The following is a 23,153-nucleotide window of genomic DNA, read 5'->3' as shown; positions in this document are numbered from 1 at the left end:
GCTGTTGTATCGCGACATTTCCAACCGGAACGCACGACGGATACGCCCCTTTGGCACAGGGCACCTTCATCCATTCTAAACGCTAGGGCATTTATTGGCCTAAAATCCCTTCCGCCCGGCAGAGCGCCGGAGTGGTCAGCGCCGGGGTTCACCGCGCCGGGTGTGAGTAAAGTCACTGGATATTCCTGCCCCGATGCCCCATCATTGCTGAGACAGCAGCAGCCAGCTCGGAGACATCAATGCGCAACACCCCGGCCCTGTTCCGCTTGGTCGCACCGATGATCGCCGTAGGCATCCTTGTTGGCGGCTGCGGGCAGACCTCCTCCCCCCGCACCGCCGGAACCACCGGCAGCGCCGACGCCGGCGCCCCCGGTCTCTACGGCGCAACCGCTCCGGCGCCCGCCGGGGCTCCCGGCGAGCCGATGGCCGCCGGCTCGAACGGCAGCACCAGACTTCCCCAGTCGACCGCCCCGGGCAGCATGCCGGCGGGCACTGTCTACCGGAATCCCGCCAGCGGCCGGAATGAGGTGGTGGTGGAGGACGTCGCTCGGACGGCCGTGCTGATCGGCGACTCACAGTCCGAGCCCGCGTATTCCTGGCCCCGGGCAGCCCTGGCCAGCCTGGGCTACACGGTCCACTTCTGCGGCCGCGGCGGCACCGGCTTCGTCGCGTCCAACGGCAAGACCGGAAATTACATCGACGCCCTGCAGCGCGGCGACTGGCTGCTCCCCTACGGTTCGCCGCCCCTCGTGGTCATTGAGGGCGGCGGGAACGACGCCTCCCGCGGTGCAACCGACCAGCAGATTTCCACGAACGCCGAGCGCCTGATCGCCAGCGTCCGGCAGCGCTACCCCGAGGCGCAGCTGGCCATGGTCGGAACCCTCGCCCGCGGCACGTCCGACGGCGGTGGGCGGCGCACCGAGGTCGATGCACTGCTGGGCACTGTTGCGGCCCAACACGCGATTCCCTTTGTGGGCGTCGGGGACTGGCTGACGCGCTACAGCCTCACCGGGTCGATGGCCGACGGCGTGCACATGAACCCCGAGGGGCACGCGGCACTGGGCGTCCTGCTGGCCCGCCGGCTGGACGACTTCGGTTTGCGTTACGGAAGTCCCGGGCCGGCTGAGCCCGCGGCAACCCGCTGACGCGGCCCGGGCCGCCCCAACGACAAGAGACCAAACGACAGGAGCCGGTGCCCGCCCCGAGGGGCGGACACCGGCTCCTGTGTCAGTCATTTCACTCTGTCCCGATCAGGCAACTTCCGGAGGCAGCATGAGGCGTGCACCAGGGATCGCGTTGAGCAGCGCCTTGGTGTAATCCCGCTGCGGCGCTTCGAAGACGTCGTCGGTCGAACCTGTCTCGACCAGCTTGCCCTTCTCCATGACGCACACGTGGTCGGCGATCTGCCGCACCACCGCGAGGTCGTGGGTGATGAACAGGTAGGTCAGGCCCAGCCGGGACTGCAGTTCCGCGAGCAGGTTCAGCACCTGCGCCTGCACCAGGACGTCCAGGGCGGACACGGCCTCGTCACAGATGATCACTTCGGGATCCAGTGCCAGGGCACGGGCGATGGCGACGCGCTGGCGCTGCCCGCCCGAGAGCTCGTTCGGGTACCGCTGCATGGTGGACTGCGGCAGGGACACCTGGTCCAGCAGTTCGCGGACCTTCTTCTCCCGGCTGGCCTTGTCCCCGATCTTGTGGACCCGCAAGGGTTCCTCGATGGTCCGGTAGATGTTGTACATCGGATCCAGGGAACCGTAGGGGTCCTGGAAGATCGGCTGCACCCGGCGGCGGAAGGCGAAGATCTCCTTGCTGTTCAGCGCGGAGGTGTCGACGCCGTCGAAGATGATCTTGCCGGACGTCGGCTCCAGCAGGTTCAGCACCATCTGCGCCACGGTGGACTTGCCGGAGCCCGACTCGCCCACGATCGCCGTCGTCGTTCCGCGCTTGACGTTGAAGGAGACATCGTCGACGGCGGTGAAGTCGGTCGACTTGCCGAACCCTGCGCGCATCTTGAAGACCTTGCTCAGGTTCTGGATCTGCAGCACGTCTTCAGTCATGGCCGGTTCAACGGCAACGGACTCGCTGGATGCCAGCAGCTCGTCCGTCGAGACGCCGAGTTCCTTGGCCACCTGGATGCGGCGTGATGCCAGCGACGGCGCCGAGGCCACGAGCCGCTGGGTGTAGGGGTGCTGCGGGTTCTGCAGCAGCTCCAGGGACGGACCTGCCTCAACGACGTTGCCGCGGTACATGACCACGACTTTGTCGGCACGTTCGGCGGCGAGGCCGAGGTCGTGGGTGATGAGGAGTACGGAAGTGCCCAGTTCCGAGGTCATCTTCTCGAGGTGGTCCAGGATCTGGCGCTGCACAGTGACGTCCAGGGCCGACGTCGGCTCATCGGCGATGAGCAGGCGGGGCTGGCAGGACAAACCGATGGCGATCAGCGCGCGCTGGCGCATGCCGCCGGAGAACTCGTGCGGGTACTGCTTCGCCCGCCGGGCGGCGTCCGGCAGGCCGGCCTGCGCCAGGACCTCGGCGACGTCGTCCGGGCCGCTGGGGCGGCCGTTCGCCTTCAGTGTTTCCCTGACCTGGTCGCCGATCTTCCAGACCGGGTTCAGGTTGGACATCGGGTCCTGCGGGACCATGCCGATGATGTTGCCGCGCAGTTCGATCATGCGCTTCTCGGACGCGTGTGCGATGTCTTCACCGTCGAGCAGGATCTGCCCGCCGGCGACCCGGCCGTTGCCGGGCAGCAGGCCGATCGCGGCCAGCGCCGTCGTCGACTTGCCGGATCCGGACTCGCCCACAATGGCCACCGTCTCGCCGGGCATGATGGTCAGGTGTGCGTTCCGCACGGCCTGGACCTCGCCGCTGCCGGTCTTGAAGGAAATCGCGAGATCGCGGATTTCCAGCAAGGGCCGGTCGGCCGGGGTTTCGGCTTCTTGAATCGTGACGTCGGAAGTCGTCATGTTTGCCTCCCTCATCGCTGACGGCTCTTCGGATCGAGGGCATCACGGAGGGCGTCGCCCAGCATGATGAAGCTCAACACGGTGATGGACAGGGCTGTTGCCGGGTAGAGCAGCACAGCCGGGTTGGTGCGGATGGACGCCTGCGCGGCGGAGATGTCATTGCCCCAGGACATCACGGAACCGGGCATGCCGATTCCGAGGAACGAGAGCGTGGCTTCGGCAACGATGAAGACGCCGAGTTCCATGGTGGCGAGCACGATGATCGGTGCCAGTGCGTTCGGGAGCACGTGGCTGACCAGGGATCCCAGCCGGGATACACCAAGTGACCGGGCAGCCGTCACGAAGTCGGCGTTGCGAACCTCGATGACAGCGCCGCGGGTGATGCGGGCCATCTGCGGCCAGCCGAGCACCACAAGGACCAGAACCACCGTCCCGACTCCGCGGTTTTCACGCATCAGCGGGAGCTGGGTGAGGACCAGGGCGCCGAGGACGATGGGCAGGGCGAAGAAGATGTCACCGAGACGGGCAATCACCGTATCCACCCAGCCGCCGAAGAAGCCGGCCAGGGCGCCGAGGGTGACGCCGATGATCAGCACGGAGATCACGGAGAACACGCCCACCATGAGCGAAGCCTGGGTGCCGTGGATGATGCGCGAGTAGATGTCGCAGCCCTGGAAGGTGAACCCGAGCGGGTGTCCTTCGGTGGGAGCGCCGTTGGAGTTCGCCAGCACACAGCCGTTGTCCGGGGCAACCTGGGTGAAGAGCCCCGGGAAGATCGCCACGATGATGATCAGCGCGATCATGACCGCGGAAATGATGAAGAGCGGACGACGGCGGAGCTTGCGCCACGCGTCTGCCCAGAGGCTCAGCGGGGCGTCGTCAACCTTGACGGCATCCGTTGCCAGCAGAGGGGTCTCCTCGACCGGGGCAACGAAGTGCTCGAATGTTCGATTAGTTTTCATAGCGGATCCTCGGGTCAAGCCAGGCGTACAGCAGATCGACCAACAGGTTGGCGAGAACGAAGACCAGCACCAGGACGCTCACAATGGCGACCACGGTGGGGCCTTCACTCCGGAGAATGGCCTGGTAGAGCTTTTGGCCAACGCCGGGGACGTTGAAGATGGCTTCGGTCACGATCGCGCCGCCCATGAGGCCGCCCAGGCTTGCGCCGAGGTACGTGATCACGGGGATCAGCGAGTTGCGCAGGACGTGGGTGGTCACCACCTGGCGGCGGGCCAGGCCCTTGGCGGTGGCTGTGCGGACATAGTCGGCGTTCATGTTCTCGATGACGGACGCACGCGTCAGGCGCAGCACGTAGGCGAAGGAGACCATGCCGAGGACGACCGCGGGGAGGATCAGGCTTCCCCACGTGACATTCGAGCCGACCGTGGGTTTGGCCCACCCCAGTTGGACGCCGATCAGCAGCTGCAGCGCGAAGCCGAGCACGAAGGTGGGAATGGCGATCACAACGAGCGAGAGCACGAGGACCGTGCTGTCGAAGAAGCCGCCCTTGCGCAGGCCGGCGACCAGGCCGAACGCGATGCCGAAGACGCCCTGGATGATGAGGGCCTCGATGGCGAGCATGGCCGTGACGGGGAAGACACGGGCCAGGGTGTCGGCGATCGGCTGGCCGGTGAAGTCGACGCCGAGGTTGAAGGTGAAGAGGTTCTTGAGGAACAGCCCGTACTGGACCCAGAACGGTTCGTCCAGGTTGTACTGCTGGCGCAGCTGCGCGATGACCGCCTCGCTCGGCGGGCGGTCGCCGAAGAGTGCACGGATGGGGTCGCCCGGAAGGGCAAAGACCATGAAGTAGACGAGCAGGGTGGTTCCGAGGAATACCGGAATGACCTGCAGCAGGCGCCGGAGGATGAACTGGATCACAGCAGCGCCTCCGGTGAGATGGTGGAACGAAGGGGAATCATGGGGGACAGCTTCCTGCCGGTTTCAAGCATATGGGGGTCCGGCAAGGCCGGACCCCCAAGCTTTAGTGATGTGGAAAAGAGTTCCGCAGAACTCAGGAACTACTTGGCCGTGATGGCCCAGTACTGCAGAACGCCGTTCCAGCCGGAGTCAACGTTGCTGACATTCTGGCTCCAGACGGCCTGGCGTGCGGAGTACCACAGCGGCAGGTTGGGGAGGTCCTTGAACAGGATCTCCTGTGCCTGGGTGAACTTCTTGTTGGCGTCGTCCGTGGACTTGGCGCCGAGGCCCTCGTTGAGGAGCTTGTCGAACTCAGGGTTCGTGTAGCCCTCGTAGTTGGCGCTGGCGCCGGTCTTCAGGAGCGGGCCGAGGAAGTTGTAGAGCGACGGGTAGTCGGCCTGCCAGCCGGCGCGGGTCAGGCCCGGCAGCTCCTTGGCGGTACGCAGCTTCAGGATTTCGGCGAACTTGGCGAACGGCTGGCCTTCGGCCTTGATTCCCAGGTTGTTCTTGAAGTTGTTGGCAACGGCGTCGATCCATTCCTTGTTGCCGCCGTCGGTGTTGTACGCGAGCTGCAGGGTCTTGTCTGCGGGCCACGGGCTGATGGCGTCAGCCTTGGTCCAGAGGTCCTTCGCCTTGGCGGCGTCGAACTTCAGGACCTCGGAACCGGCAACGTTTTCGTTGTAGCCGTCAACAGCCGGGGACGTGAAGTCCTTGGCCGGGATGCGGGTGCCGGAGAAGATGACCTTGGTGATCTCGTCGCGGTTGATCGCCATGGAGAGGGCCTGGCGGCGCAGCTGGCCCGCTTCGCCCTGGAACTCGGGCAGGTAGCCCGGGATGTTCAGGGTGGAGTTGCCGGCGTACGGCTTGTTCAGGTTGTTCTCCGGGAAGTCCATGGTGTAGGTCTTCAGGGCGTTCGTGGGCAGAACGTCAGTGACGTCCAGGTTGTTGGCCTGGATGTCGGTGTAGGCCGGGGCCGGATCGGTGTAGAACTTGAAGGTCACGCCGCCGTTCTTGGCTTCGCGGGCACCCTTGTAGTCAGCGTTCTTGACCAGGGCGATCTGGCTGTCGTGCTGCCAGGCGCCTTCCTTCTCCATCTTGTACGGGCCGTTGCCGATCGGGTTCTCGCCGAACTTCTTCGGGTCCTTGATGGCGTCGGCGGGCAGCGGCATGAATGCCGAGTAGCCCAGGCGCAGCGGCCAGTCGGCCTCCGGCTGCGTCAGCTTGACCGTGATCGTGGAATCATCCTTCAGCGCAAGGCCGGAAAGGGTCTGGGCGGTCGGGGCGGGAACTTCAGTTTCCTTGCCGTCCGCTCCCATCTGCTTCGAGGTGGCGCTGACGGCGTCGTAGCCCTCGACGGACTCGAAGAAGCTGCTGTTGCCCTGCGCGTTGGTGCTCAGCGCGGCAAAGTTCCAGGCGTCAACGAAGCTCTTGGCGGTGACTGCCTCGCCGTTGGTGAACTTGGTGCCCGACTTGACCTTGATGGTGTAGTTCTGGCCGTCCGGGGATTCGATGGACTCGGCCAGGGCGTTAACCGACTTGCCACTGGGGTCGTAGCTGGTGAGGCCCTCGAAGAGGAGCTCGACTACGCGGCCGCCGTAAACTTCGCCGGTGTTGGCGGGCATCAGGGGGTTCTGCGGTTCGTTGCTGTACGCGGTGATGACCTTGTTGGGGTCGCCGGCTGCCTGGCTGGCACCGTTTGAGGTGCCGCCTCCGGCGCCGCATCCGGTCAGGGCGAGAGCGGCGATGGCCACCATGCCCAGTGCTTTGGAAGTGCGCGAAAAACGCATTCCGCCTCCTAAGAGTTGTGGGAGTTCGTGAGGGAAAAACTTATGCTTCCCCGTAGGCAGGCACAGAGGTATCCCCTGTGACGTGGCCTACATATACGAGTAGCCTAACCCCAGATTGTCCAGATGGTGGAACTCTGTTGCCAAACCGTGACCCGACAAAAGCATGACCGCTAGCGTCAAGCGCAATGTATTTCAAGTCACACGCTACCGGCTGGTAGTATTCGGCGCCCGGTAATCCCGGTTAGCGTGAGTTAACTCGATTCGGCACCCAGAAGCTGCGCCCGCAACTCGCGGCGTTCCCGCTGCTTTTCCGGATCCGGCAGCGGCACCGCAGCCAGGAGACGCTGGGTGTAAGGCTCCTGCGGATTGCGAAGGATCTGGTCCCGGGTGCCCTGCTCGACGATGCGGCCGCGCTGCATCACGCAGATCCGGTCCGCCAGCACATCGACGACAGCGAGGTCGTGGGTGACGAAAAGGCAGGCGAACCCGAGCTCCTTCTGCAGGTTCTGGAACAGGTCCAGCACCTTGGCCTGCACGGACACGTCCAGTGCCGAGGTGGGCTCGTCGGCGACCATCAGCTTGGGCTTGAGAGATAGCGCCCGGGCAATGCCCACCCGCTGCTTCTGCCCGCCGGACAGTTCGTGCGGGTAGCGGTTGCGGTAGTTGCGCGGGAGCTCGACCTGATCCAGCAGCGCCTCGATCCGCTGCTGCAGCTCGGCGCCTTTCGCCACACCGGACAGGAACATCGGCTCGCCGATGCTCTCGCCAATGGGGAGCCGCGGGTTCAGGGACGACGACGGGTCCTGGAACACCATGCCGACATGGCGGCGCATCTCCTGGAGCTGCCGGCCGTTCCGCTTCGCGGCCGAAATGTCCTGGCCGACGACCTTCATGGTGCCGGCGGCGACCGGCAACAGCCCGACGGCGGCGCGGCCGATGGTGGTCTTGCCCGAACCGGACTCCCCCACCAGCCCGACGACCTGTCCCGGGTAGATCGCCAGGTTGGCGCCTTCCACGGCGCGGAAGGCGGGCACGCGGCCCTGCTTGGGGTATTCGATGGCCACGTCGGTCAGTTCCAGCACCGGCTGGCCCTGCGGTTTGGCGGCTTCCGCGGCGGCCAGGGCGGCGGCGTTTTCACGCTCGCGCCGGAGGAGCTGCTCCTCCGGGATGGAGGTGAGTTCTGCATGCGTGGCGGCGGCGAGTGCTGCCGTGACGTCCACTTCCGCGGCGGAGTCCGCGCCGCCCTGCCCCAGGTGCGGGACGGCGGCCAGGAGGGCCTTGGTGTATTCGTGCTGCGGGTTGTGGAAGATCTCGGCCGCCGTGCCGGTTTCCACGATCACGCCGCGGCGCATCACGGCGATGCGGTCGGCAAGGTCGGCCACGACGCCCATGTCGTGGGTGATCAGCACGATGGCGCTGTCCAGCTTGTTGCGCAGGTTGCGCATAAGGTCCAGAATTTCCGCCTGGACCGTCACGTCGAGTGCCGTGGTGGGCTCGTCGGCGATGAGCAGTTTGGGATCGCAGGACAGCGACTGCGCGATCATGGCCCGCTGCCGCTGGCCGCCCGAGAGCTGGTGGGGATAGGAGCGGAACGCCTTCTCCGGGTCAGGCAGCTCCACGAGCTCGAGCATGCGCAGGGCCCGGAGCCGGGCTTCGTCGGGAGAGACCTCGCTGTGCAGCCGCACCGTCTCTACGATCTGAGCGCCCACGGTGTAGACCGGGTTCAGGGCCGTCATCGGCTCCTGGAAGATCACGGCCACTTCCTTGCCGCGGACCGCACGGATATTGGCTTCGTTGGCCCCCAGCAACTCCTGTCCGGCGAGCTTGACACTTCCACTCACACGGCTGTTGCTCGGCAGCAGGCCCAGCAGGGCCATGGAGCTGGCACTCTTGCCGGAGCCGGACTCGCCCACGATCGCCAGCACCTCGCCGGCCCGTACCTCGTAGTTCAGGCCGATGGCGGCCGGCACCCATTTCTTGTCCACGCCGAAATCGACGCTCAGGCCGCGGACCTCCAGTACGGGCTCGTTCCTGCCCGGCACGGGGGTGATGGCCGGATCGAGGGTGATGAAGTCAGTCATGATGGGGCTTTCCTTCCACCCGGGCCGCCGGTCCACCGGGGATTAGTGCTGCGGCTCGGAATACTGAATTATTGGGGGCATGAGCTCTGCGCCACATGCCGGTACCGTCGAAATCTTCAAAGCCCGAACGAACGCCTGGTTCGCCTGGCTGTCCTGGTCCGTCGCCGCACTGGGCATAGTCGTCACGGCGGTCACCGCCGGCCCGGCGGCCCTGGCCGGAACGGCGCCGCTGCTGCTGATCGCGTTCCTCGGCTGGCAGCTGTTCTGGATGCCCGCCGTCGTGGTGCACGACGGCGGGGTGACCCTGGAGAACCCGTTCCGGTCCGTCCTGGTGCCGTGGGCAGCGCTGGTGCATGTCGACACCCGCTTTGCCCTCACCCTGGTCACGGCCCATAAGAGCTACGCGGCCTGGGCCGCGCCGGCTCCCGGCATCTGGGGCGGGCGCAATGCCCAGCCCGAAGACCTCCGGGGCCTGCCGGCAACAACGTACGGTCCGGGCCAGTCCGTGCGGCCCGGGGACCTCAAAACCACGGACTCCGGCCAGGCAGCCCGCCTCGTGCGGGCGCGCTGGCAGGAACTGGTGGAAAGCGGCGCGCTGGCCGCCGGCGATGCCGCCACCACAGCCGTGAAGGTGACGTACCGCTGGGCGGCGGGCGGCGCCGTCGTACTGTTGCTGGCGGCCAGCTACTGGGCGATTGCCGCCCAGTAGCCCGCCCGCGCACGTGCTGCAGGTGGCGGCCACCTAGTCGCCCTTGGTTCCGTCGAACGCGGTGACGGGTGTCGCCCCGAGCGGATGCCCGGTGTCCTTGGCTTTCTTCGCATTGAACTTCTTCTGCCGCGGATCGAAGGCGTCCCGCAGGCCGTCGCCGATGAAGTTGATGCTGAGGCAGATCAGCACGATGAACAGGCCCGGGAACCAGAACAGCCACGGGCGGGTGGCGAAGGCCTCCTGGTTCTGCGAAATGAGCAGCCCCAGTGACGTGTCCGGGGCCTTGACGCCGACGCCGAGGTAGCTCAGGGCCGTCTCGGTGAGGATCGCGGCGGACATCGTCAGCGTGACGTTGACGATCAGCACGCCGATGGCGTTGGGCAGGATGTGCTTGAAGATGATCCGGGCATTGCTCGCGCCCGAGATGCGTGCGGCGTCCACGAACTCGCGTTCGCGCAGCGAGAGGAATTCTCCGCGCATCAGGCGGGCGAGTCCCACCCAGGTGATCAGGCCGAGGAAAATGCCCAGCGCGAGGATGCCGTTGGTGCTGGCGAACGAGGCGAACCAGCTGCCGGAGTCCCGTCGGCCGGCCATCTGTGCCATCACGGCAGCGAGCAGGAGCGCCGGAATGATGATGATGACGTCGGTGAGGCGCATCAGCACTGCTTCGGTCCAGCCGCGGAAGTAGCCGGCCAGGGCGCCGACCACGACGCCGATAAAGCCGGCGATGAGTCCGATCACCACCATGACAGTGATCGACTGCTGGGCGCCGCGCATGGTCATGGCGAAGAGGTCGCGGCCGATCCGGTCCTGGCCGAAGGGGTGTTCGCCCCAGGCGAGCGGCCACAGCGAGGCGGTGGGCACACCGTCGTTGACCAGGGGTGACACTTCCTCGTGGTTGTATTTCCACCAGCCGGGGATGCCCCAGTAGCCCACGGAGGTGAAGGCCATGACAAAAATGATGGCGAAGGCGACCAGTCCGATGATGGCGCCGGAGTGGCCCAGGAACCGTTTCCGGACGATCTGCCCTTGGCTCAGGCCCTTGGCTTCGAGGATCGGCTCGATGCCGGCCGCGGGCTGCCGCAGCCCGGCGTCGTCTTCGGCCATGATCTCGTCCTGCTGACTTGGCTGGCTCATGCTTTTACCCTTACGCGTGGATCAAGTGCGGAGTACGCAAGGTCCGCAATGAGGTTGAAACCCATGGCCGTGATGGCCACACAGAGGAAGACGCCCATGACGGGGTTGGGATCGACGTGCTGGATGCCGTCGAGGAACAGGAAGCCCATCCCCCGGACCGAGAAGACGGTCTCAGTGATGACGGCGCCGCCGATCAGCCCGCCGATGTCGAAGGCGACGATGGTGGCGATCGGGATCAGCGCGTTGCGGAAGGCATGGCGCATCACGACGGTCCGTTCCGACAGGCCCTTCGCCCGGGCGGTCCGGATGTAGTCCATGTTCATGATTTCCAGCATCGAGGCACGGGTGAAGCGTGTGTAGCCGGCCAGCGAAATCAGGATGAGCGCCAGGGTCGGAAGGATCAGGTGCGTGAACGAATCCAGGCTCAGGGTCCAGAAGTCGCCTTCGATGTTCGGGGTGCTGGCGCCGATGGTGGCAATGGGGCGGCCCCGGACCCGGCTGTTGTTGAAGTAGCCGGGCCACGCCTGCATGTAGCGGTCCAGCAGGATCAGGAATCCGACCAGGAACGACGTGAGCGCCGCAGCCCGCATGGACTGTCCGCGGTCGTAGCCGCCCATGAGGTAACCGATGCCCAGTCCGACCAGAATCGCCGCGACAGCGAGGAGCACGATCATCAGGAACGTTGCATCGTTAAGCAGCGGCTGGATGACGAAATAGACAACCAGTCCGACGCCGACGGCGATCAGCGCCGACTGCAGCGCCTTGCGGTTCTTGAGCCCTGCGGAAAGCAGGGTCACGGCGAACGCAATGCCGACGCCGGCGATCGCAATGACCACCGGGCCCAGACCGGGCGTTTTGAACCACTCGGTGGCGGAGAAGTACATCAGCACAGCGGCACCGAACAAGAAGACGACGCCGCCGATGAGCAGCCTGCGCTTCATCTCGCCGCCGACCGTCACGGCTGTCAGCACACCAAGGACGGCCCCGATGGCGAGGGCTGCCGGTATGGGTATCTCGGGATTCCTGAGGAAGTTGTTGAACCCGATGGCGCCGAACTCCTTCAGGAGGACCGCGACCCAGAAGATCGGGAGGGAGAAGAACAGGAAGGCCATGAACGTCACGCCGTAGTCCAGCGTGCTGTACTGGCGCAGGGCCGTGATGATGCCGAGCGTGATGCCGATCAGGATCGCCAGCACGGTGGCTCCGGTGACCAGGGTCAGTGTCTGGACCAGCGCGTGCCCCAGGGCGTCCGTGATGGGCTGGCCTGCGATGTTCTTGCCCAGGTCGCAGGCGTCAGCGAACGGGATGAGGCACCCGGCCGCACCGCCGAGCCACTGGAAATAACGGATGGGAGCAGGTGTGTCCAGTTGCAGCAGTTCGATGCGGGCGTCCATCAGCTGCTGTTTGTTGGCGGCGCTGATGGCGCGGAATTCCTCGAGGGGATCGCCTGACGCCGCTGTCAGGAGATACACCAGAAAGGACGCGCCGAGAAGTATGAGGGCGGCAGTGATAAGCCGCCGGACTATGTAGGTCACCATTGGAATAGAACCTCGGTATTCGGGCCCAGGGGTTGCCCGGACCGGTCGCAGAGTTTGGCCGTTGTCCCGCGATGGTGGGGCGGGGCCCGCCGTCGTCGTGGGGGTGTCGCTAGAAAGGCGTCGGGACCAAATTGCCCGGTCCCGACGCCTTTAGCTAGCAAGTGTTACTTGCGTTCGTCGGCTACTTCTGTGCCCACTCCCAGAAGTTCCACCAGACACCGGTCTGGTTCGGCATGTACTTCACGCCGGTGATGCGGTCGCTGTACGCGTCCACGCCGACTGCCTGGAACAGCGGCAGGCCGTAGGCGGAATCCCAGATCTTCTTGTCGATCTGCTTGATGAGCCCGTCCTGCTTGGCCTTGTCGGTGGTGACAATCAGTTCGTCCATCAGCTTGTCGGCTTCCGGATCGGTGAACAGGTTGAAGTTCGAGTCGTTGCCCGACTTGAAGATCTGCGGAACGCCGGAGACGCCAACACCCGAGTTGATCCAGCCGAAGATGGTCGCATCGTAGGAGCCGTCGCCGAGGGCCTTGCCCCAGTCAGACTTGCCGAGTCCGCCGTCGACGATCTTGAAGCCGGCCTTGGAGGCGGACTCGCTGATCAGCGCGAACATGTCGGCACGGTTGGGGTTGTCCTTGTTGTACATGATGCGGACTTCAGGCGTGGCACCGTTGAGGAGCTTCTTTGCACCTTCGATGTCCACGTCCTGGTAGGCCGAAGAACCGTTTTCCTTGACGGAATCGGCGTACAGGGCCTGGTCCGGGACAAACAGCTGCGAGTCCAGCGGTGCGGCCTTCGGGTCCAGCTTCTTGACGATCTTGTCGACGATGTCCTTGCGCGGGACGCTCTTCATGAACGCTTCGCGGACACTCTTCTCAGCGAACACGCCGCTGTAGTTAAGGTCGATGTGGTCGTAGGAAAGCTGGTTTCCGACCTCAACCGTGACGCCCTGGCTCTCAAGCGCCTTCAGCTGCTCCACCGTGTCGGCCGAGGCCTGCGGTGCGATGATGTCGGCTTCGCCGTTCTTGAGCGCCTGCACCTGGGCGGGAGCGGAACCGATGTAGCGGACCGTGATTTCGTCCAGCTTGGCTTCCGGACCCCAGTTGTAGTCCTTGTTCTTGATCATGGTCAGGGACTGGTCCTGGTTGACACCCTTGACGATGTAGGGGCCGTTGGAGAGGTAGAGGCTCGGGTCGGCCGGCAGGGTCTTGGAGTCGAAGCCGGTGTTCCACATCTCCGCCATTGCCTGGAGCTGCGCGTTGGCCGGCTTCGGCGCCTTGGCGTCGCCGCGCGGCATGCCCTTGACCAGGTCAACGAATGCCTTGGCATCCGCCAGTCCGGCCTTCTTGGCCAGGACGTGCGCCGGGATGTCGATGCCGGGGCCGCCAATGGCGATTTCCCAGTCGGCAAACGGCTTTGAGTAGGTCAGGGTCATGGAACGGTTGTCCGCGCCAAGCTCCGGGAAGTCCGTCAGGGCGATGCCCGTGGGGTCACCGGCATAGGAGAAGTAGGACGTTCCGGTCTTCGCCTCTGCGTCGGCGTCGTCGTAGTACCCGGAGAAGGCGGCCCACTGCAGCACGAGGTCGGCTGCGGTGACGGGAGTGCCGTCGGACCACTTCACGCCTTCGTTGATGGTGTACTTAACCGTCAGCGGGTTGTCCGAGGTCTTTTCCATCTTGCCGAACTTTTCGTTGCGAACAACGTTCAGCTTGTTGTCGATGTAGAAGAACCCCGAGTGGGTGGCGTAGCTGATCTTCGAGTTGATGTCGGTGTTGCCGTCCGCCGTGTTGGGGTTGAACGTGTTGAACGCGTTCACCTCTACGACTGTTGCAGATCCGCCTGATTTGCTTGCTGCCGCAGCGGTGGTCGGGGTTGTCCCGCCACTGTTGCCCGCGCAGGCGCTGAGGGCGAGGGCAGCTGCTGCTGCCACGCCCACTGCTTTGGAAATACGACCGAAGCGCATTCCGCCTCCTTGTTTCTGTGGTGTGGTTGAGACCGAGGCCGTAGGCACCGGGCAGACGTCCACACTCCCCCAGCGGCAGTGTGGCCCGTCTCACATGGGATGTAGCGTAAGCCCCAAAATCCACCCTGCGCGAGGAAAGTTGACCAGCTGTAAAGTTCGTTACAGAGCTGCAACATTTGACGGCGGTCCGCGGGCCAGATTCCCCACAATCTATTGACGTGGAGGCGCACGGGCGCTAATCTCCCCCGGACACAGGAAAGACCCCGATTCAACAATCGGGGCCTTTCGAGTTAATCCTTAATTACTTGATGAATTCATCAAAACCGTCAGACGTTGAAGCGGAACTCCACCACGTCGCCGTCGGCCATCACGTATTCCTTGCCTTCAATACGGACCTTGCCGCGGGACTTGGCCTCCGCCATGGAGCCGGCTTCGATGAGGTCGTCGAAGGAGACGACCTCGGCCTTGATGAAGCCGCGCTGGAAGTCGGAGTGGATCACGCCGGCCGCCTGCGGCGCGGTGTCGCCCTGGTGGATCGTCCAGGCCCGGGTTTCCTTGGGCCCTGCGGTGAGGTAGGTCTGCAGCCCCAGGGTGTGGAAGCCGACGCGGGCCAGCTGGTCCAGGCCTGATTCGTCCTGGCCGTTCATCTCCAGCATTTCGCGGGCCTCTTCCTCGTCGAGCTCAACGAGGTCGGACTCGAGCTTGGCGTCGAGGAAGATCGCGTCCGCCGGGGCAACCATGGCCCGCAGTTCGTCCTGCTTCTCCGGGCTGCCCAGGATTCCCTCGTCCGCGTTGAAGACGTAGATCACCGGTTTGGCGGTCAGGAGGCCGAGCTCCTTGAGGTGCTCCATCTCCAGCTTGTCGCTCTTGACCGAGGAAAAAATGGTGTCGCCGCGCTCCAGGACAACCTGGGCAGCCTTGATGGCGGCCAGCTCGGCCGCTTCCCGCTTCTTGATCTTGACTTCTTTTTCGATCCGGGGAATGGCGTTTTCGATGGTCTGAAGGTCGGCCAGGATCAGCTCGGTGTTGATGATCTCCATGTCCGAGCGGGGATCCACCTTACCGTCGACGTGAATGACGTCGGGGTCATCAAACACGCGGATAACCTGGACGATGGCCTGGGCCTCGCGGATGTTGGCCAGGAACTTGTTGCCCAGGCCTTCGCCCTCCGACGCGCCTTTCACGATCCCGGCGATGTCCACGAAGGACACCGGAGCGGGCAGCAGGCGCTGGGAGCCGAAAACGGCGGCCAGCTTGGCAAGCCGCGGGTCCGGCAGGTTGACGACACCGACATTGGGCTCGATCGTCGCGAACGGGTAGTTCGCTGCGAGCACCTGGTTACGGGTCAGTGCGTTGAAAAGTGTTGATTTGCCGACGTTGGGCAGTCCGACGATGCCAATAGTAAGAGCCACGAGTACTAATTCTACCTGCTGTGGCCGGGGACCCCGCGACGGCCCGGACGCCCCTTGCCCGGACGCCCGTCCGGCCGTCTGCCGGGCTGGATGCGTAGCCGTCCGCCGGGCGTCATCCGGAAACTGTCACAGGGGCATGCCAAAGTGAAGGCATGGATGCTTTTGGATTGATTCTTGCCTTGCTTATGCTGCTCGTCGGCGCAGTCGCCGGAGCAGCGGTGGTCTACGTGCTGCTCCGTCGCCGCACGCTCGCCGTGGAGCAGGACTTCGACGCCGTGTCGGCCCGGCTCTCGGACGTCAGCGCGCAGTTCGCCGCGGCCGACGCCGAGAGGCGGCTTCTGGCTGCGCAGAACCGGGACCTCGGCGAGTCCCGCAACCAGGACGGCAGTGTCCTGCGCGCCCTGGCGCCGGTGGCGGAAAAGCTCACCGCGGTGCAGCAGCAGGTGTCACTGCTGGAGCGCGACCGCCTGGAGCAGTACGGACAGCTGGCCCAGCAGCTGCAGGAGGCCCGGCTGTCCGACGAGCAGCTGCTGCGCTCGACGCACGCGCTGGAGTCCGCGCTGCGGTCCAACAGCGCCCGCGGCCAGTGGGGCGAGGTCCAGCTGCGCCGCGTGGTCGAGGCGGCCGGGATGCTGCGCCATGTCGATTTCCATGAACAAGTCCACAGCGGGCAGCAGCACGGTACCGCGGCGGAGACCAGTGTCCGTCCCGACCTCGTGGTGCAGCTTCCCGGCGCGAAGCAGCTGGTGGTCGACGCCAAGGTGCCGCTTACGGCCTATCTGGCGGCGCAGGAGCTGGGGGCCTCCGCCGGCGGGCAGCAATACGCGCAGACCCTGACAGGGCAGCAGGCCCATCTCTTGGCCCATGCCAAGGCCCTGAAGGCCCACGTCGACGCGCTGAGCAGCAAGAAGTACTGGGACATTCCCGGCAACTCCCCGGAGCTTGTGGTCTGCTTCCTGCCGGCCGAGTCGATTCTTGCGGCTGCACTGTCGGCGGACCCGGCTCTGCTGGACTACGCGTTGTCCAGGAACGTCGTGCTGGCCTCACCTTCAACCCTGCTGGCTGTCCTGAAGTCCGTCGCCTTCACCTGGCGCCAGGACGTGCTGACGGACAGTGCCCGGGAGCTCTTCGAACTCGCCCACCAGCTCTATGAGCGGATGGGAACGCTTGGCGAGAACGTCACGAAGCTGGGCGCGTCGCTCAAGACGTCGGTGGACCGCTACAACTCCATGGTGGGCACGCTGGAGGCCCGGGTGCTGCCGACCGCACGGAAACTCAATGCCCTGGACGCGGCGGGCCTGACGACGCCGGCGGCCGTTGAGGTGACGCCGCGCTCCGTGGCCGCCCCGGAACTCCAGCCCGGGAACGGGCCTGCTCTTGAGTCCGGGGGCGTGTCCGGTGGCCGCCGGATGGACAACGCGGCGGACGACGCGGCGGACGCTTCAGGCGAGGAGGACAGGGAGTCGGCCGCCTAGAAAAACGGCCGGCTACGGATGCCTAGGAGGTCTGTGAAGCGCGTGACCCGCGGCCGCCGAGGGCACGGGTCACGTCGCCGGCCTGCTTCAGGGTGGCGCGAAGCTCCTTGGGCAATGAGAAGAGCAGATCCTCTTCGGCCGTGACCACTTCTTCCACCGAGCCGTAGCCGTAATCGGCAAGCAGGCGCAGGACGTCCTTGACCAGAACTTCCGGTACCGAAGCACCGGAGGTGACACCGACGGTGGCCACGCCTTCGAACCAGGTCTCGTCCACCTCGTTGGCGAAATCCACGCGGTAGGAGGCCTTCGCACCGTACTCCAGCGCCACCTCCACGAGCCGGACCGAGTTCGAGGAGTTGGCCGATCCGACCACAATCACGAGGTCGGCCTGCGGGGAGATCTTCTTGATGGCCACCTGGCGGTTGGTGGTCGCGTAGCAGATGTCGTCGCTGGGCGGGTCCTGCAGGGTGGGGAACCGTTCCTTGAGGAGGCGGACGGTTTCCATGGTTTCGTCCACGCTGAGGGTGGTCTGGGACAGCCAGATGACCTTCTCCGGGTCCCGGACCGTCACCTTGTCGACCTCGTGCGGGCCGTTGATGATCTGGATGTGCTCCGGGGCCTCGCCCGCGGTTCCTTCAACTTCCTCGTGGCCGTCATGGCCGATCAGCAGGATGTCGAAGTCGTCCTTGGCGAAGCGCACGGCCTCTTTGTGCACCTTGGTCACGAGGGGGCAGGTGGCGTCGATGGTCCGCAGCCCGCGGTCCTCGGCGGATTGGACCACGGCCGGTGAGACACCGTGCGCGGAGAAAATCACCAGAGCGCCCTCGGGGACCTCGTCGGTCTCGTCAACGAAGATGGCGCCCTTTTCTTCCAGCGAGCTGACCACATGCACGTTGTGGACGATCTGCTTGCGGACGTAGACCGGCGGACCGTAGTGTTCCAGCGCCTTTTCCACCGCGATGACCGCACGGTCGACGCCGGCGCAGTAGCCGCGCGGGGCTGCGAGGAGGACCTTCTTTGTGCCGGAGACCGGGGCTGCCGCCAGGACTTCTTCCGGCGTACGCCGCCGGCGCGGAACGGTTGGCATCGGAATGGAAACAGCGGTGGAAGTCATGCCCCAATGCTACCGGTGTTGAGCGGGCCGCCGTCGTGGCCGGGACTCAGGCGCGGCGGCGCCCGCCGACGACGCGCAGGACGAGCCCGGCCGCCAGCAGAACACCGCCTGCTATGGCGGACGCCAGCACCCACTGCCCGAAACTTGAGCTGGCGGCCACGACGAACTCGTTCTTGAAGATCTCCGCGACTTCATTGCCGCTGCTCGTGGCCGTCACGGCACGCCCGGCGGCGTCGGCGGCCAGCGTCCAGACGCCGGCCAGCACGAGGGTCCCGAGCCCGATCCCGGCAACGACTGCCCAGCGCCGCCGGGCGGCCACGAAGGCCAGCGCGAAGGCGATCAGCGCACCGGCCGCCACGGCGTAGCCCATCGGCGCGAAGGCGGCCACCCGGTCGAGGACCTGCCGGTGTTCGGGCTGTCCGATGGTGACCAGCAACTGCTCCGGGGCCTCCAGCGGCAGGGTCGTGGCATCCGCCACCTGCTTCGCCACCAGACCCACAAGTGGCGCAAGGTCCAGGGTCAGCGCAGTGACGCCGTCGCCCTCTGCAGGGCCGGCAGCGGGGTCGGCGAAATTCAGCCGGTGGCTCTTGCGGAGTGTTTCGGTCCAGGCGTCGGGGTAGCCGGGCATGCTGGTCAGGGACTGTGCGGCGCTTTCCAGGATGGGCGTGACCAGTCCGGTGAGCGCTTCGGGGATCCGGTCCGCGCCAAGGCTGCCGACGGAGGCCGAGGCCAGCCGCTCCTGGAATGCCGGGTCCTTGCCGAGCGGTGCGGTGAACACCACGAAGCCGTCCTCCTGGACAATGTTCCGGTCCACCCACATGGCCGGAACGGCGACAGCCGCCAGGACAAGGCCGATGAGGACCGCTACGGCCGAGACAAAAGTGCGCACAAAGAATCCTAGGAGGTTGATGGGTAGTGCCATCCTACGGGGGCGGCCGGCGGAAGGATAAAGTCGGTCCCCGATGGTAGAGCTATGGATAGAGTTGAAACAGACAAGTTCGAGTTGTCTGCCGGTGCCCTTCCGGACGCGCGATCGCTGAGGGGCGTTCCTGCTGACAGCCCCGCTCCGGCAAAGGACAACCACCATATGCACAAGGCCATCTCCGCCCCGGGGTCCCGGCATGTCTGAGGACGTCGCGGCTGCCACCACGGTCCCGGCCACTGCCGCCGAGACCAGCCCGGACAACCCCTGGCCGCTGCAGCTGCTGTCCCAAAAACTCAAGATGCACATCGACCGGGCCCCGTCCGCCTGGGTCGAAGGCCAGGTCATCGAAATGAACCGCCGGGGCACCAACGCCTACCTGACGCTGCGGGACATTGACGCCGAGATCTCCCTCCCGGCGTCCGCCTGGACCAAGGTCCTGGACCGGCAGGAAATCCCGCTGGAACGGGGTTCCCGGGTGGTGGCCCTGATCAAGGCCGAATTCTGGCTCAAGACCGGCCGGCTGAACATGTCCGTGAAGGACATCCGGCCGGTGGGCCTCGGGGACCTGCTCGCCAGGATCGAACGGCTGCGCCATGCCCTGGCCGCGGAAGGGCTGTTTTCCGACGCCCGCAAGAAGCGCCTGCCTTTGCTCCCCCACCGGATCGGCCTGATCACCGGCCGCGATTCGGACGCCAAAAAGGACGTGCTCCGCAACGCGGCCCTGCGCTGGCCCGCCGTCGAATTCGAAGTCCGCGAGGTGGCCGTGCAGGGCAATACCGCGGTCGCTCAGGTGATCGCGGCCTTGCGCGAGCTGGATGCGGACCCCCATGTGGACGTGATCGTCATCGCCCGCGGCGGCGGCGCCTTGGAGGATCTGCTGCCGTTCAGCAACGAGGAACTCATCCGGGCGGTGTCCGCCGCCGCCACCCCGGTGGTGAGCGCAATCGGCCACGAGGCGGACCGGCCGATCCTGGACGATGTCGCGGACCTGCGCGCCTCCACGCCGACCGACGCCGCCAAGCGGATCGTCCCGGACGTCGTGGAAGAGCTTGCGCGCGTGCGCCAGGCCCGGGACCAGCTGCGCCGTGGCGCTGTCCGGCTGGTGGACCGTGAAACCGACCGCCTGGCCTCCTTGCGCTCCCGTCCCGTACTGGCGTCCCCCGAGGTTATGGTCAGCATCCGGCACGACGACGTCGAACGGCTCAAGGGCCGCTCCCAGGCGGCGGTCACCACCGCCGTCGTCCGGGCCGCCGACCAACTGGTCCACCTCAAGGCCCAGGTCCGCGCCCTCTCGCCGCAGAAAACCCTGGACCGGGGTTACGCCGTGGTACAGCTCGCCGGTGCCGGATCGGATCCCGGGGTCCGCCGGGACGTCGTACGGCACCCCGACCAGGCGCCGTCGGGCACACCGCTGACCGTCCGCGTGGCCGGGGGCCGGTTCACCGCGGAGTCGACCGGCGAGCAGGAACCCGCCGAAGAGTGACGCGCCATCCGGCCGGGCCCAGCGGGCCGGCCGGCCACCATACCCGAACAATCCGTCCTGCGGGACACAGCAAGGAGCAACACGCCATGGCAGCAGACGCAACGCCGCACACCGACATCGAGGGTCTGAGCTACGAGGAAGCCCGTGAGCAGCTCGTCGGCGTCGTCAGCCGGCTGGAAGCCGGCGGGGCGAGCCTCGAGGAGTCCCTGGCGCTCTGGGAACGCGGCGAGGCGCTGGCCAAGCGCTGCGAAGAGTGGCTCGAGGGAGCCCGCAAGCGCCTGGCCGCGGCACGGGACCAGGCCGGCCAGGGCAGCTAGTTTAGGGTCGCAGCGAAGGCCGAATAGCTAGGAGCGCCGCACCAGCTCGGATTCCATGTCGACGTCGAGCTCCGGGACGGGCCACTCAAGCGCCAGTCCTTCCAGCGCGTCCAGCAGCAATTGCTGGACGGCAATCCGGGCGTACCACTTCTTGTCGGCGGGGACAACGTGCCAGGGGGCGAGCTCGGAGCTCGTCTGTTCAAAAGCGGCCTGGTACGCGTCCATGTAATCTTCCCAAAAGGCGCGTTCCTTGAGGTCGTTGCCGCTGTATTTCCACCTTTTCGCGGGATCTTCCAGCCGCGCGAGCAGCCGTTCCCGCTGCTCGTCCCGGCTGATGTGCAGCATGACCTTGACGACTTTCGTTCCGGCGGCCGTCTGCCGGGCCTCGAATTCGTTGATGGCCCGGTACCGGCGCTCCAGTTCCTCGGCGTCGGCCCAACGATGCACGCGGTGGATCAGGACGTCCTCATAGTGGGAGCGGTCGAAGACCCCCACCATTCCGGCCGCGGGCACTTCCTTTTCGATCCGCCAGAGGAAATCGTAGGACTGCTCTTCGGACGTGGGTGCCTTGAAAGACTTCAGCTGCACGCCCTGCGGATTCATCTGGCCCATCACGTGATTGACGATGCCGCCCTTGCCCGCGGTGTCCATGGCCTGCAGGACCAGCAGCACCCGTTTCTTGCCACCGGTCCTGGACTCCGCAAAGAGTTGCTCCTGCAGTTGCGTGAGCTTGCCGTCCAGCTCGGCGAGCAGCTTCTCTCCGGCAGCCTTGTCACCGGTGTAGCCCGGACTGGAGTCCGGGTCGACATCGCGGAGGATGAACTTCTTGCCTGCCCTCAGGATCTCGGAGGGGTGTTCGTCGAAGTCCACGACATCTGCCATCAAAGCCTCTTCCGGTTCAGGCAGCCTGTCGACCGGATGTTCCTCCAGCAGCGCTGCTGTCCCGAATCCTAGTTCCCCTTGTACCGGCTCAGGAAGTCCCCCATGCGGTTGATTGCCTCTTCAAGGTCCTTTACCAGCGGCAGGGTGACCATGCGGAAGTGGTCCGGACGGACCCAGTTGAAGGCCCGGCCGTGGGAGACCAGGATCTTCTGCTCGCGCAGCAGGTCCAGGACGAACTTCTCGTCGTCGCGGATGTGATAGACCTCGGGGTCGAGCTTCGGGAAGAGGTACATGGCGCCCCGGGCCTGCTGGGTGCTGACCCCGGGAAGGGCGTTGAGCATGTCATAGGCCTTGTTGCGCTGCTCCAGCAGGCGTCCGCCGGGCAGGATGAGGTCGTTGATGCTCTGGTACCCGCCGAGCGCCGTCTGGATGGCGTGCTGGGCAGGGACGTTGGCGCACAGGCGCATGTTCGCGAGCAGGTTGATGCCCTCGAGGTAGTCCGCGGCGTCCTTCTTCGGCCCGGAGATGGCCATCCAGCCGGCCCGGTAGCCGCAGACCCGGTAGGCCTTGGACAGGCCGCTGAACGTCAGGCACAGGACGTGGTCGCCGGTCAGGCTGGCCATGTTCACGTGGACGGCGTCCTCATAGAGGATCTTCTCGTAGATCTCGTCGGCGAAGAGGACGAGGCCGTGCTTTTCGGCCAGCGCGACAATCTTCTTGAGGGTGTCCTCGGGATAGACGGCGCCGGTGGGGTTGTTCGGGTTGATCACCACGATGCCCTTGGTGCGCGGCGTGATCTTCGCTTCCATGTCCTCCAGGTCCGGCTGCCACCCCGAGTCCTCATCGCAGAGGTAATGCACGGGCTTCCCGCCGGCGAGGGCCACGGAGGCGGTCCACAGCGGATAGTCGGGGGTGGGGATCAGGACCTCATCGCCGTCGTTGAGCAGTGCCATCAGCGACATCGTGATGAGCTCGCTGACGCCGTTCCCGAGATAGATGTCGTCGACGTGGATGTTCTGGATGCCGCGGGTCTGGTAGTACTGCGAGACGGCGGTGCGGGCGGAGAATATGCCGCGGGAATCGCTGTAGCCCTGGGCATGCGGCAGGTGGCGGATCATGTCAACAAGGATCGCGTCCGGCGCTTCAAACCCGAACGGGGCGGGGTTTCCGATGTTCAGTTTGAGGATGCGGTGACCCTCTGCCTCCATTTGCTGGGCGGCCTGAAGGATCGGTCCACGGATGTCGTAAAGGACATTATGAAGCTTGGTGGACTGCTTGAAATCTGCCATTCATCAAATATGCCATATGGAGGATGTACTTCCGCTGAGATCTGACTCACAGGGCCGTGCCGCCGTCACAGGCAGGAAAACGCGCGACGGCGGCCGCCGCGTTCCCCCCGGAACAGGGGAAGCGTGGCAGCCGCCGTCGTGCGTCAGAATGC

At 65.6% G+C, this 23,153-nt stretch carries 18 protein-coding genes; 5 read left to right on the top strand and 13 right to left on the bottom strand.

Annotated elements, in window-relative coordinates; all coding sequences use genetic code 11:
* The first annotated feature begins 239 nt into the window (after window positions 1-239).
* Window positions 240-1,145 carry an SGNH/GDSL hydrolase family protein gene (locus AC1DF4_RS02450; RefSeq protein ID WP_476911381.1) on the top strand — a complete coding sequence of 302 codons (906 nt, stop codon included), beginning with the start codon at window positions 240-242 and terminating at the stop codon, window positions 1,143-1,145.
* Between the two features lie 105 nt (window positions 1,146-1,250).
* On the opposite strand, the gene AC1DF4_RS02445 is transcribed toward AC1DF4_RS02450, so the two are convergent.
* The 5 genes from AC1DF4_RS02445 to AC1DF4_RS02425 form a co-directional block, all read right to left on the bottom strand.
* Window positions 1,251-2,969 carry an ABC transporter ATP-binding protein gene (locus AC1DF4_RS02445; protein WP_476911380.1) on the bottom strand — a complete coding sequence of 573 codons (1,719 nt, stop codon included), beginning with the start codon at window positions 2,967-2,969 and terminating at the stop codon, window positions 1,251-1,253.
* A gap of 11 nt (window positions 2,970-2,980) precedes the next feature.
* Window positions 2,981-3,931, bottom strand: a complete 951-nt coding sequence (locus AC1DF4_RS02440; RefSeq protein ID WP_441404459.1) for an ABC transporter permease — start codon at window positions 3,929-3,931, stop codon at window positions 2,981-2,983.
* The gene (locus AC1DF4_RS02435; RefSeq protein WP_441404458.1) at window positions 3,921-4,850 is read right to left on the bottom strand and encodes an ABC transporter permease; all 930 of its coding nucleotides are present in this window, start codon (window positions 4,848-4,850) and stop codon (window positions 3,921-3,923) included. Before AC1DF4_RS02435 ends, AC1DF4_RS02440 begins: the two co-directional genes overlap by 11 nt.
* Window positions 4,851-4,990: 140 nt before the next feature.
* Window positions 4,991-6,676, bottom strand: coding sequence for a peptide ABC transporter substrate-binding protein (locus AC1DF4_RS02430; protein ID WP_476911379.1), 1,686 nt, complete (start codon window positions 6,674-6,676; stop codon window positions 4,991-4,993).
* Between the two features lie 251 nt (window positions 6,677-6,927).
* Window positions 6,928-8,757, bottom strand: coding sequence for an ABC transporter ATP-binding protein (locus AC1DF4_RS02425; RefSeq protein WP_476911378.1), 1,830 nt, complete (start codon window positions 8,755-8,757; stop codon window positions 6,928-6,930).
* 79 nt (window positions 8,758-8,836) lie between these two features.
* Here AC1DF4_RS02425 and AC1DF4_RS02420 point away from each other — a divergent pair, with 79 nt between their 5' ends.
* Window positions 8,837-9,466: a PH domain-containing protein gene (locus AC1DF4_RS02420; RefSeq protein ID WP_476911377.1), complete on the top strand. Its 630-nt coding sequence runs from the start codon at window positions 8,837-8,839 to the stop codon at window positions 9,464-9,466.
* A 33-nt stretch (window positions 9,467-9,499) separates the two neighbouring features.
* Here the strand turns inward: AC1DF4_RS02420 and AC1DF4_RS02415 are convergent, their stop codons facing one another.
* The 4 genes from AC1DF4_RS02415 to ychF form a co-directional block, all read right to left on the bottom strand.
* On the bottom strand, window positions 9,500-10,603 hold the full coding sequence (locus AC1DF4_RS02415; RefSeq protein WP_476911376.1) for an ABC transporter permease: 1,104 nt from the start codon (window positions 10,601-10,603) through the stop codon (window positions 9,500-9,502).
* Window positions 10,600-12,141 (bottom strand): ABC transporter permease, encoded by a 1,542-nt coding sequence (locus AC1DF4_RS02410; RefSeq protein WP_476911375.1) that lies wholly within the window; start codon window positions 12,139-12,141, stop codon window positions 10,600-10,602. The genes AC1DF4_RS02415 and AC1DF4_RS02410 overlap by 4 nt, the downstream gene beginning before the upstream one ends.
* Before the next feature lie 181 nt (window positions 12,142-12,322).
* Window positions 12,323-14,104 (bottom strand): ABC transporter family substrate-binding protein, encoded by a 1,782-nt coding sequence (locus tag AC1DF4_RS02405; RefSeq protein ID WP_476911374.1) that lies wholly within the window; start codon window positions 14,102-14,104, stop codon window positions 12,323-12,325.
* Window positions 14,105-14,430: 326 nt separating this feature from the next.
* Window positions 14,431-15,516: a redox-regulated ATPase YchF gene (ychF, locus tag AC1DF4_RS02400; protein WP_476911373.1), complete on the bottom strand. Its 1,086-nt coding sequence runs from the start codon at window positions 15,514-15,516 to the stop codon at window positions 14,431-14,433.
* Between the two features lie 152 nt (window positions 15,517-15,668).
* Here ychF and AC1DF4_RS02395 point away from each other — a divergent pair, with 152 nt between their 5' ends.
* The gene (locus AC1DF4_RS02395; protein WP_476911372.1) at window positions 15,669-16,991 is read left to right on the top strand and encodes a DNA recombination protein RmuC; all 1,323 of its coding nucleotides are present in this window, start codon (window positions 15,669-15,671) and stop codon (window positions 16,989-16,991) included.
* Window positions 16,992-17,013: 22 nt separating this feature from the next.
* Here AC1DF4_RS02395 and AC1DF4_RS02390 read toward each other — a convergent pair whose 3' ends face one another.
* Both AC1DF4_RS02390 and AC1DF4_RS02385 read right to left on the bottom strand, forming a co-directional pair.
* The gene (locus AC1DF4_RS02390) at window positions 17,014-18,105 is read right to left on the bottom strand and encodes a 4-hydroxy-3-methylbut-2-enyl diphosphate reductase (RefSeq protein WP_476911371.1); all 1,092 of its coding nucleotides are present in this window, start codon (window positions 18,103-18,105) and stop codon (window positions 17,014-17,016) included.
* A gap of 46 nt (window positions 18,106-18,151) precedes the next feature.
* A complete protein-coding gene (locus tag AC1DF4_RS02385) occupies window positions 18,152-18,994 on the bottom strand; it encodes a hypothetical protein (protein ID WP_476911370.1) in 843 nt (280 codons plus the stop codon).
* Window positions 18,995-19,226: 232 nt separating this feature from the next.
* Here AC1DF4_RS02385 and xseA point away from each other — a divergent pair, with 232 nt between their 5' ends.
* Window positions 19,227-20,513 (top strand): exodeoxyribonuclease VII large subunit, encoded by a 1,287-nt coding sequence (gene xseA, locus AC1DF4_RS02380; RefSeq protein WP_476911369.1) that lies wholly within the window; start codon window positions 19,227-19,229, stop codon window positions 20,511-20,513.
* 86 nt (window positions 20,514-20,599) lie between these two features.
* Complete coding sequence (locus tag AC1DF4_RS02375) at window positions 20,600-20,830, top strand: exodeoxyribonuclease VII small subunit (protein WP_476911368.1); 231 nt, start codon at window positions 20,600-20,602, stop codon at window positions 20,828-20,830.
* A 27-nt stretch (window positions 20,831-20,857) separates the two neighbouring features.
* Here AC1DF4_RS02375 and AC1DF4_RS02370 read toward each other — a convergent pair whose 3' ends face one another.
* Both AC1DF4_RS02370 and AC1DF4_RS02365 read right to left on the bottom strand, forming a co-directional pair.
* The gene (locus AC1DF4_RS02370) at window positions 20,858-21,712 is read right to left on the bottom strand and encodes a PPK2 family polyphosphate kinase (protein ID WP_476911367.1); all 855 of its coding nucleotides are present in this window, start codon (window positions 21,710-21,712) and stop codon (window positions 20,858-20,860) included.
* Between the two features lie 68 nt (window positions 21,713-21,780).
* Window positions 21,781-23,001: a pyridoxal phosphate-dependent aminotransferase gene (locus AC1DF4_RS02365; RefSeq protein ID WP_476911366.1), complete on the bottom strand. Its 1,221-nt coding sequence runs from the start codon at window positions 22,999-23,001 to the stop codon at window positions 21,781-21,783.
* Window positions 23,002-23,153 lie beyond the last annotated feature (152 nt).

The organism is Arthrobacter sp. 05N429, from assembly GCF_056397045.1.
Note: the sequence above shows the minus strand (reverse complement) of the source record. Positions and strands in the feature narration are given on the sequence as shown.

Excerpts from the sequence above, each read along its gene's own strand:
- AC1DF4_RS02450 (WP_476911381.1), top strand. The coding sequence starts at position 240 with ATGCGCAACACCCCGGCCCTGTTCCGCTTGGTCGCACCGATGATCGCC.
- AC1DF4_RS02445 (WP_476911380.1), bottom strand. The coding sequence starts at position 2,969 with ATGACGACTTCCGACGTCACGATTCAAGAAGCCGAAACCCCGGCCGAC.
- AC1DF4_RS02440 (WP_441404459.1), bottom strand. The coding sequence starts at position 3,931 with ATGAAAACTAATCGAACATTCGAGCACTTCGTTGCCCCGGTCGAGGAG.
- AC1DF4_RS02430 (WP_476911379.1), bottom strand. The coding sequence starts at position 6,676 with ATGCGTTTTTCGCGCACTTCCAAAGCACTGGGCATGGTGGCCATCGCC.
- AC1DF4_RS02425 (WP_476911378.1), bottom strand. The coding sequence starts at position 8,757 with ATGACTGACTTCATCACCCTCGATCCGGCCATCACCCCCGTGCCGGGC.
- AC1DF4_RS02420 (WP_476911377.1), top strand. The coding sequence starts at position 8,837 with ATGAGCTCTGCGCCACATGCCGGTACCGTCGAAATCTTCAAAGCCCGA.
- AC1DF4_RS02415 (WP_476911376.1), bottom strand. The coding sequence starts at position 10,603 with ATGAGCCAGCCAAGTCAGCAGGACGAGATCATGGCCGAAGACGACGCC.
- AC1DF4_RS02410 (WP_476911375.1), bottom strand. The coding sequence starts at position 12,141 with ATGGTGACCTACATAGTCCGGCGGCTTATCACTGCCGCCCTCATACTT.
- AC1DF4_RS02405 (WP_476911374.1), bottom strand. The coding sequence starts at position 14,104 with ATGCGCTTCGGTCGTATTTCCAAAGCAGTGGGCGTGGCAGCAGCAGCT.
- AC1DF4_RS02395 (WP_476911372.1), top strand. The coding sequence starts at position 15,669 with ATGGATGCTTTTGGATTGATTCTTGCCTTGCTTATGCTGCTCGTCGGC.
- AC1DF4_RS02390 (WP_476911371.1), bottom strand. The coding sequence starts at position 18,105 with ATGACTTCCACCGCTGTTTCCATTCCGATGCCAACCGTTCCGCGCCGG.
- xseA (WP_476911369.1), top strand. The coding sequence starts at position 19,227 with ATGTCTGAGGACGTCGCGGCTGCCACCACGGTCCCGGCCACTGCCGCC.
- AC1DF4_RS02375 (WP_476911368.1), top strand. The coding sequence starts at position 20,600 with ATGGCAGCAGACGCAACGCCGCACACCGACATCGAGGGTCTGAGCTAC.
- AC1DF4_RS02370 (WP_476911367.1), bottom strand. The coding sequence starts at position 21,712 with ATGGCAGATGTCGTGGACTTCGACGAACACCCCTCCGAGATCCTGAGG.
- AC1DF4_RS02365 (WP_476911366.1), bottom strand. The coding sequence starts at position 23,001 with ATGGCAGATTTCAAGCAGTCCACCAAGCTTCATAATGTCCTTTACGAC.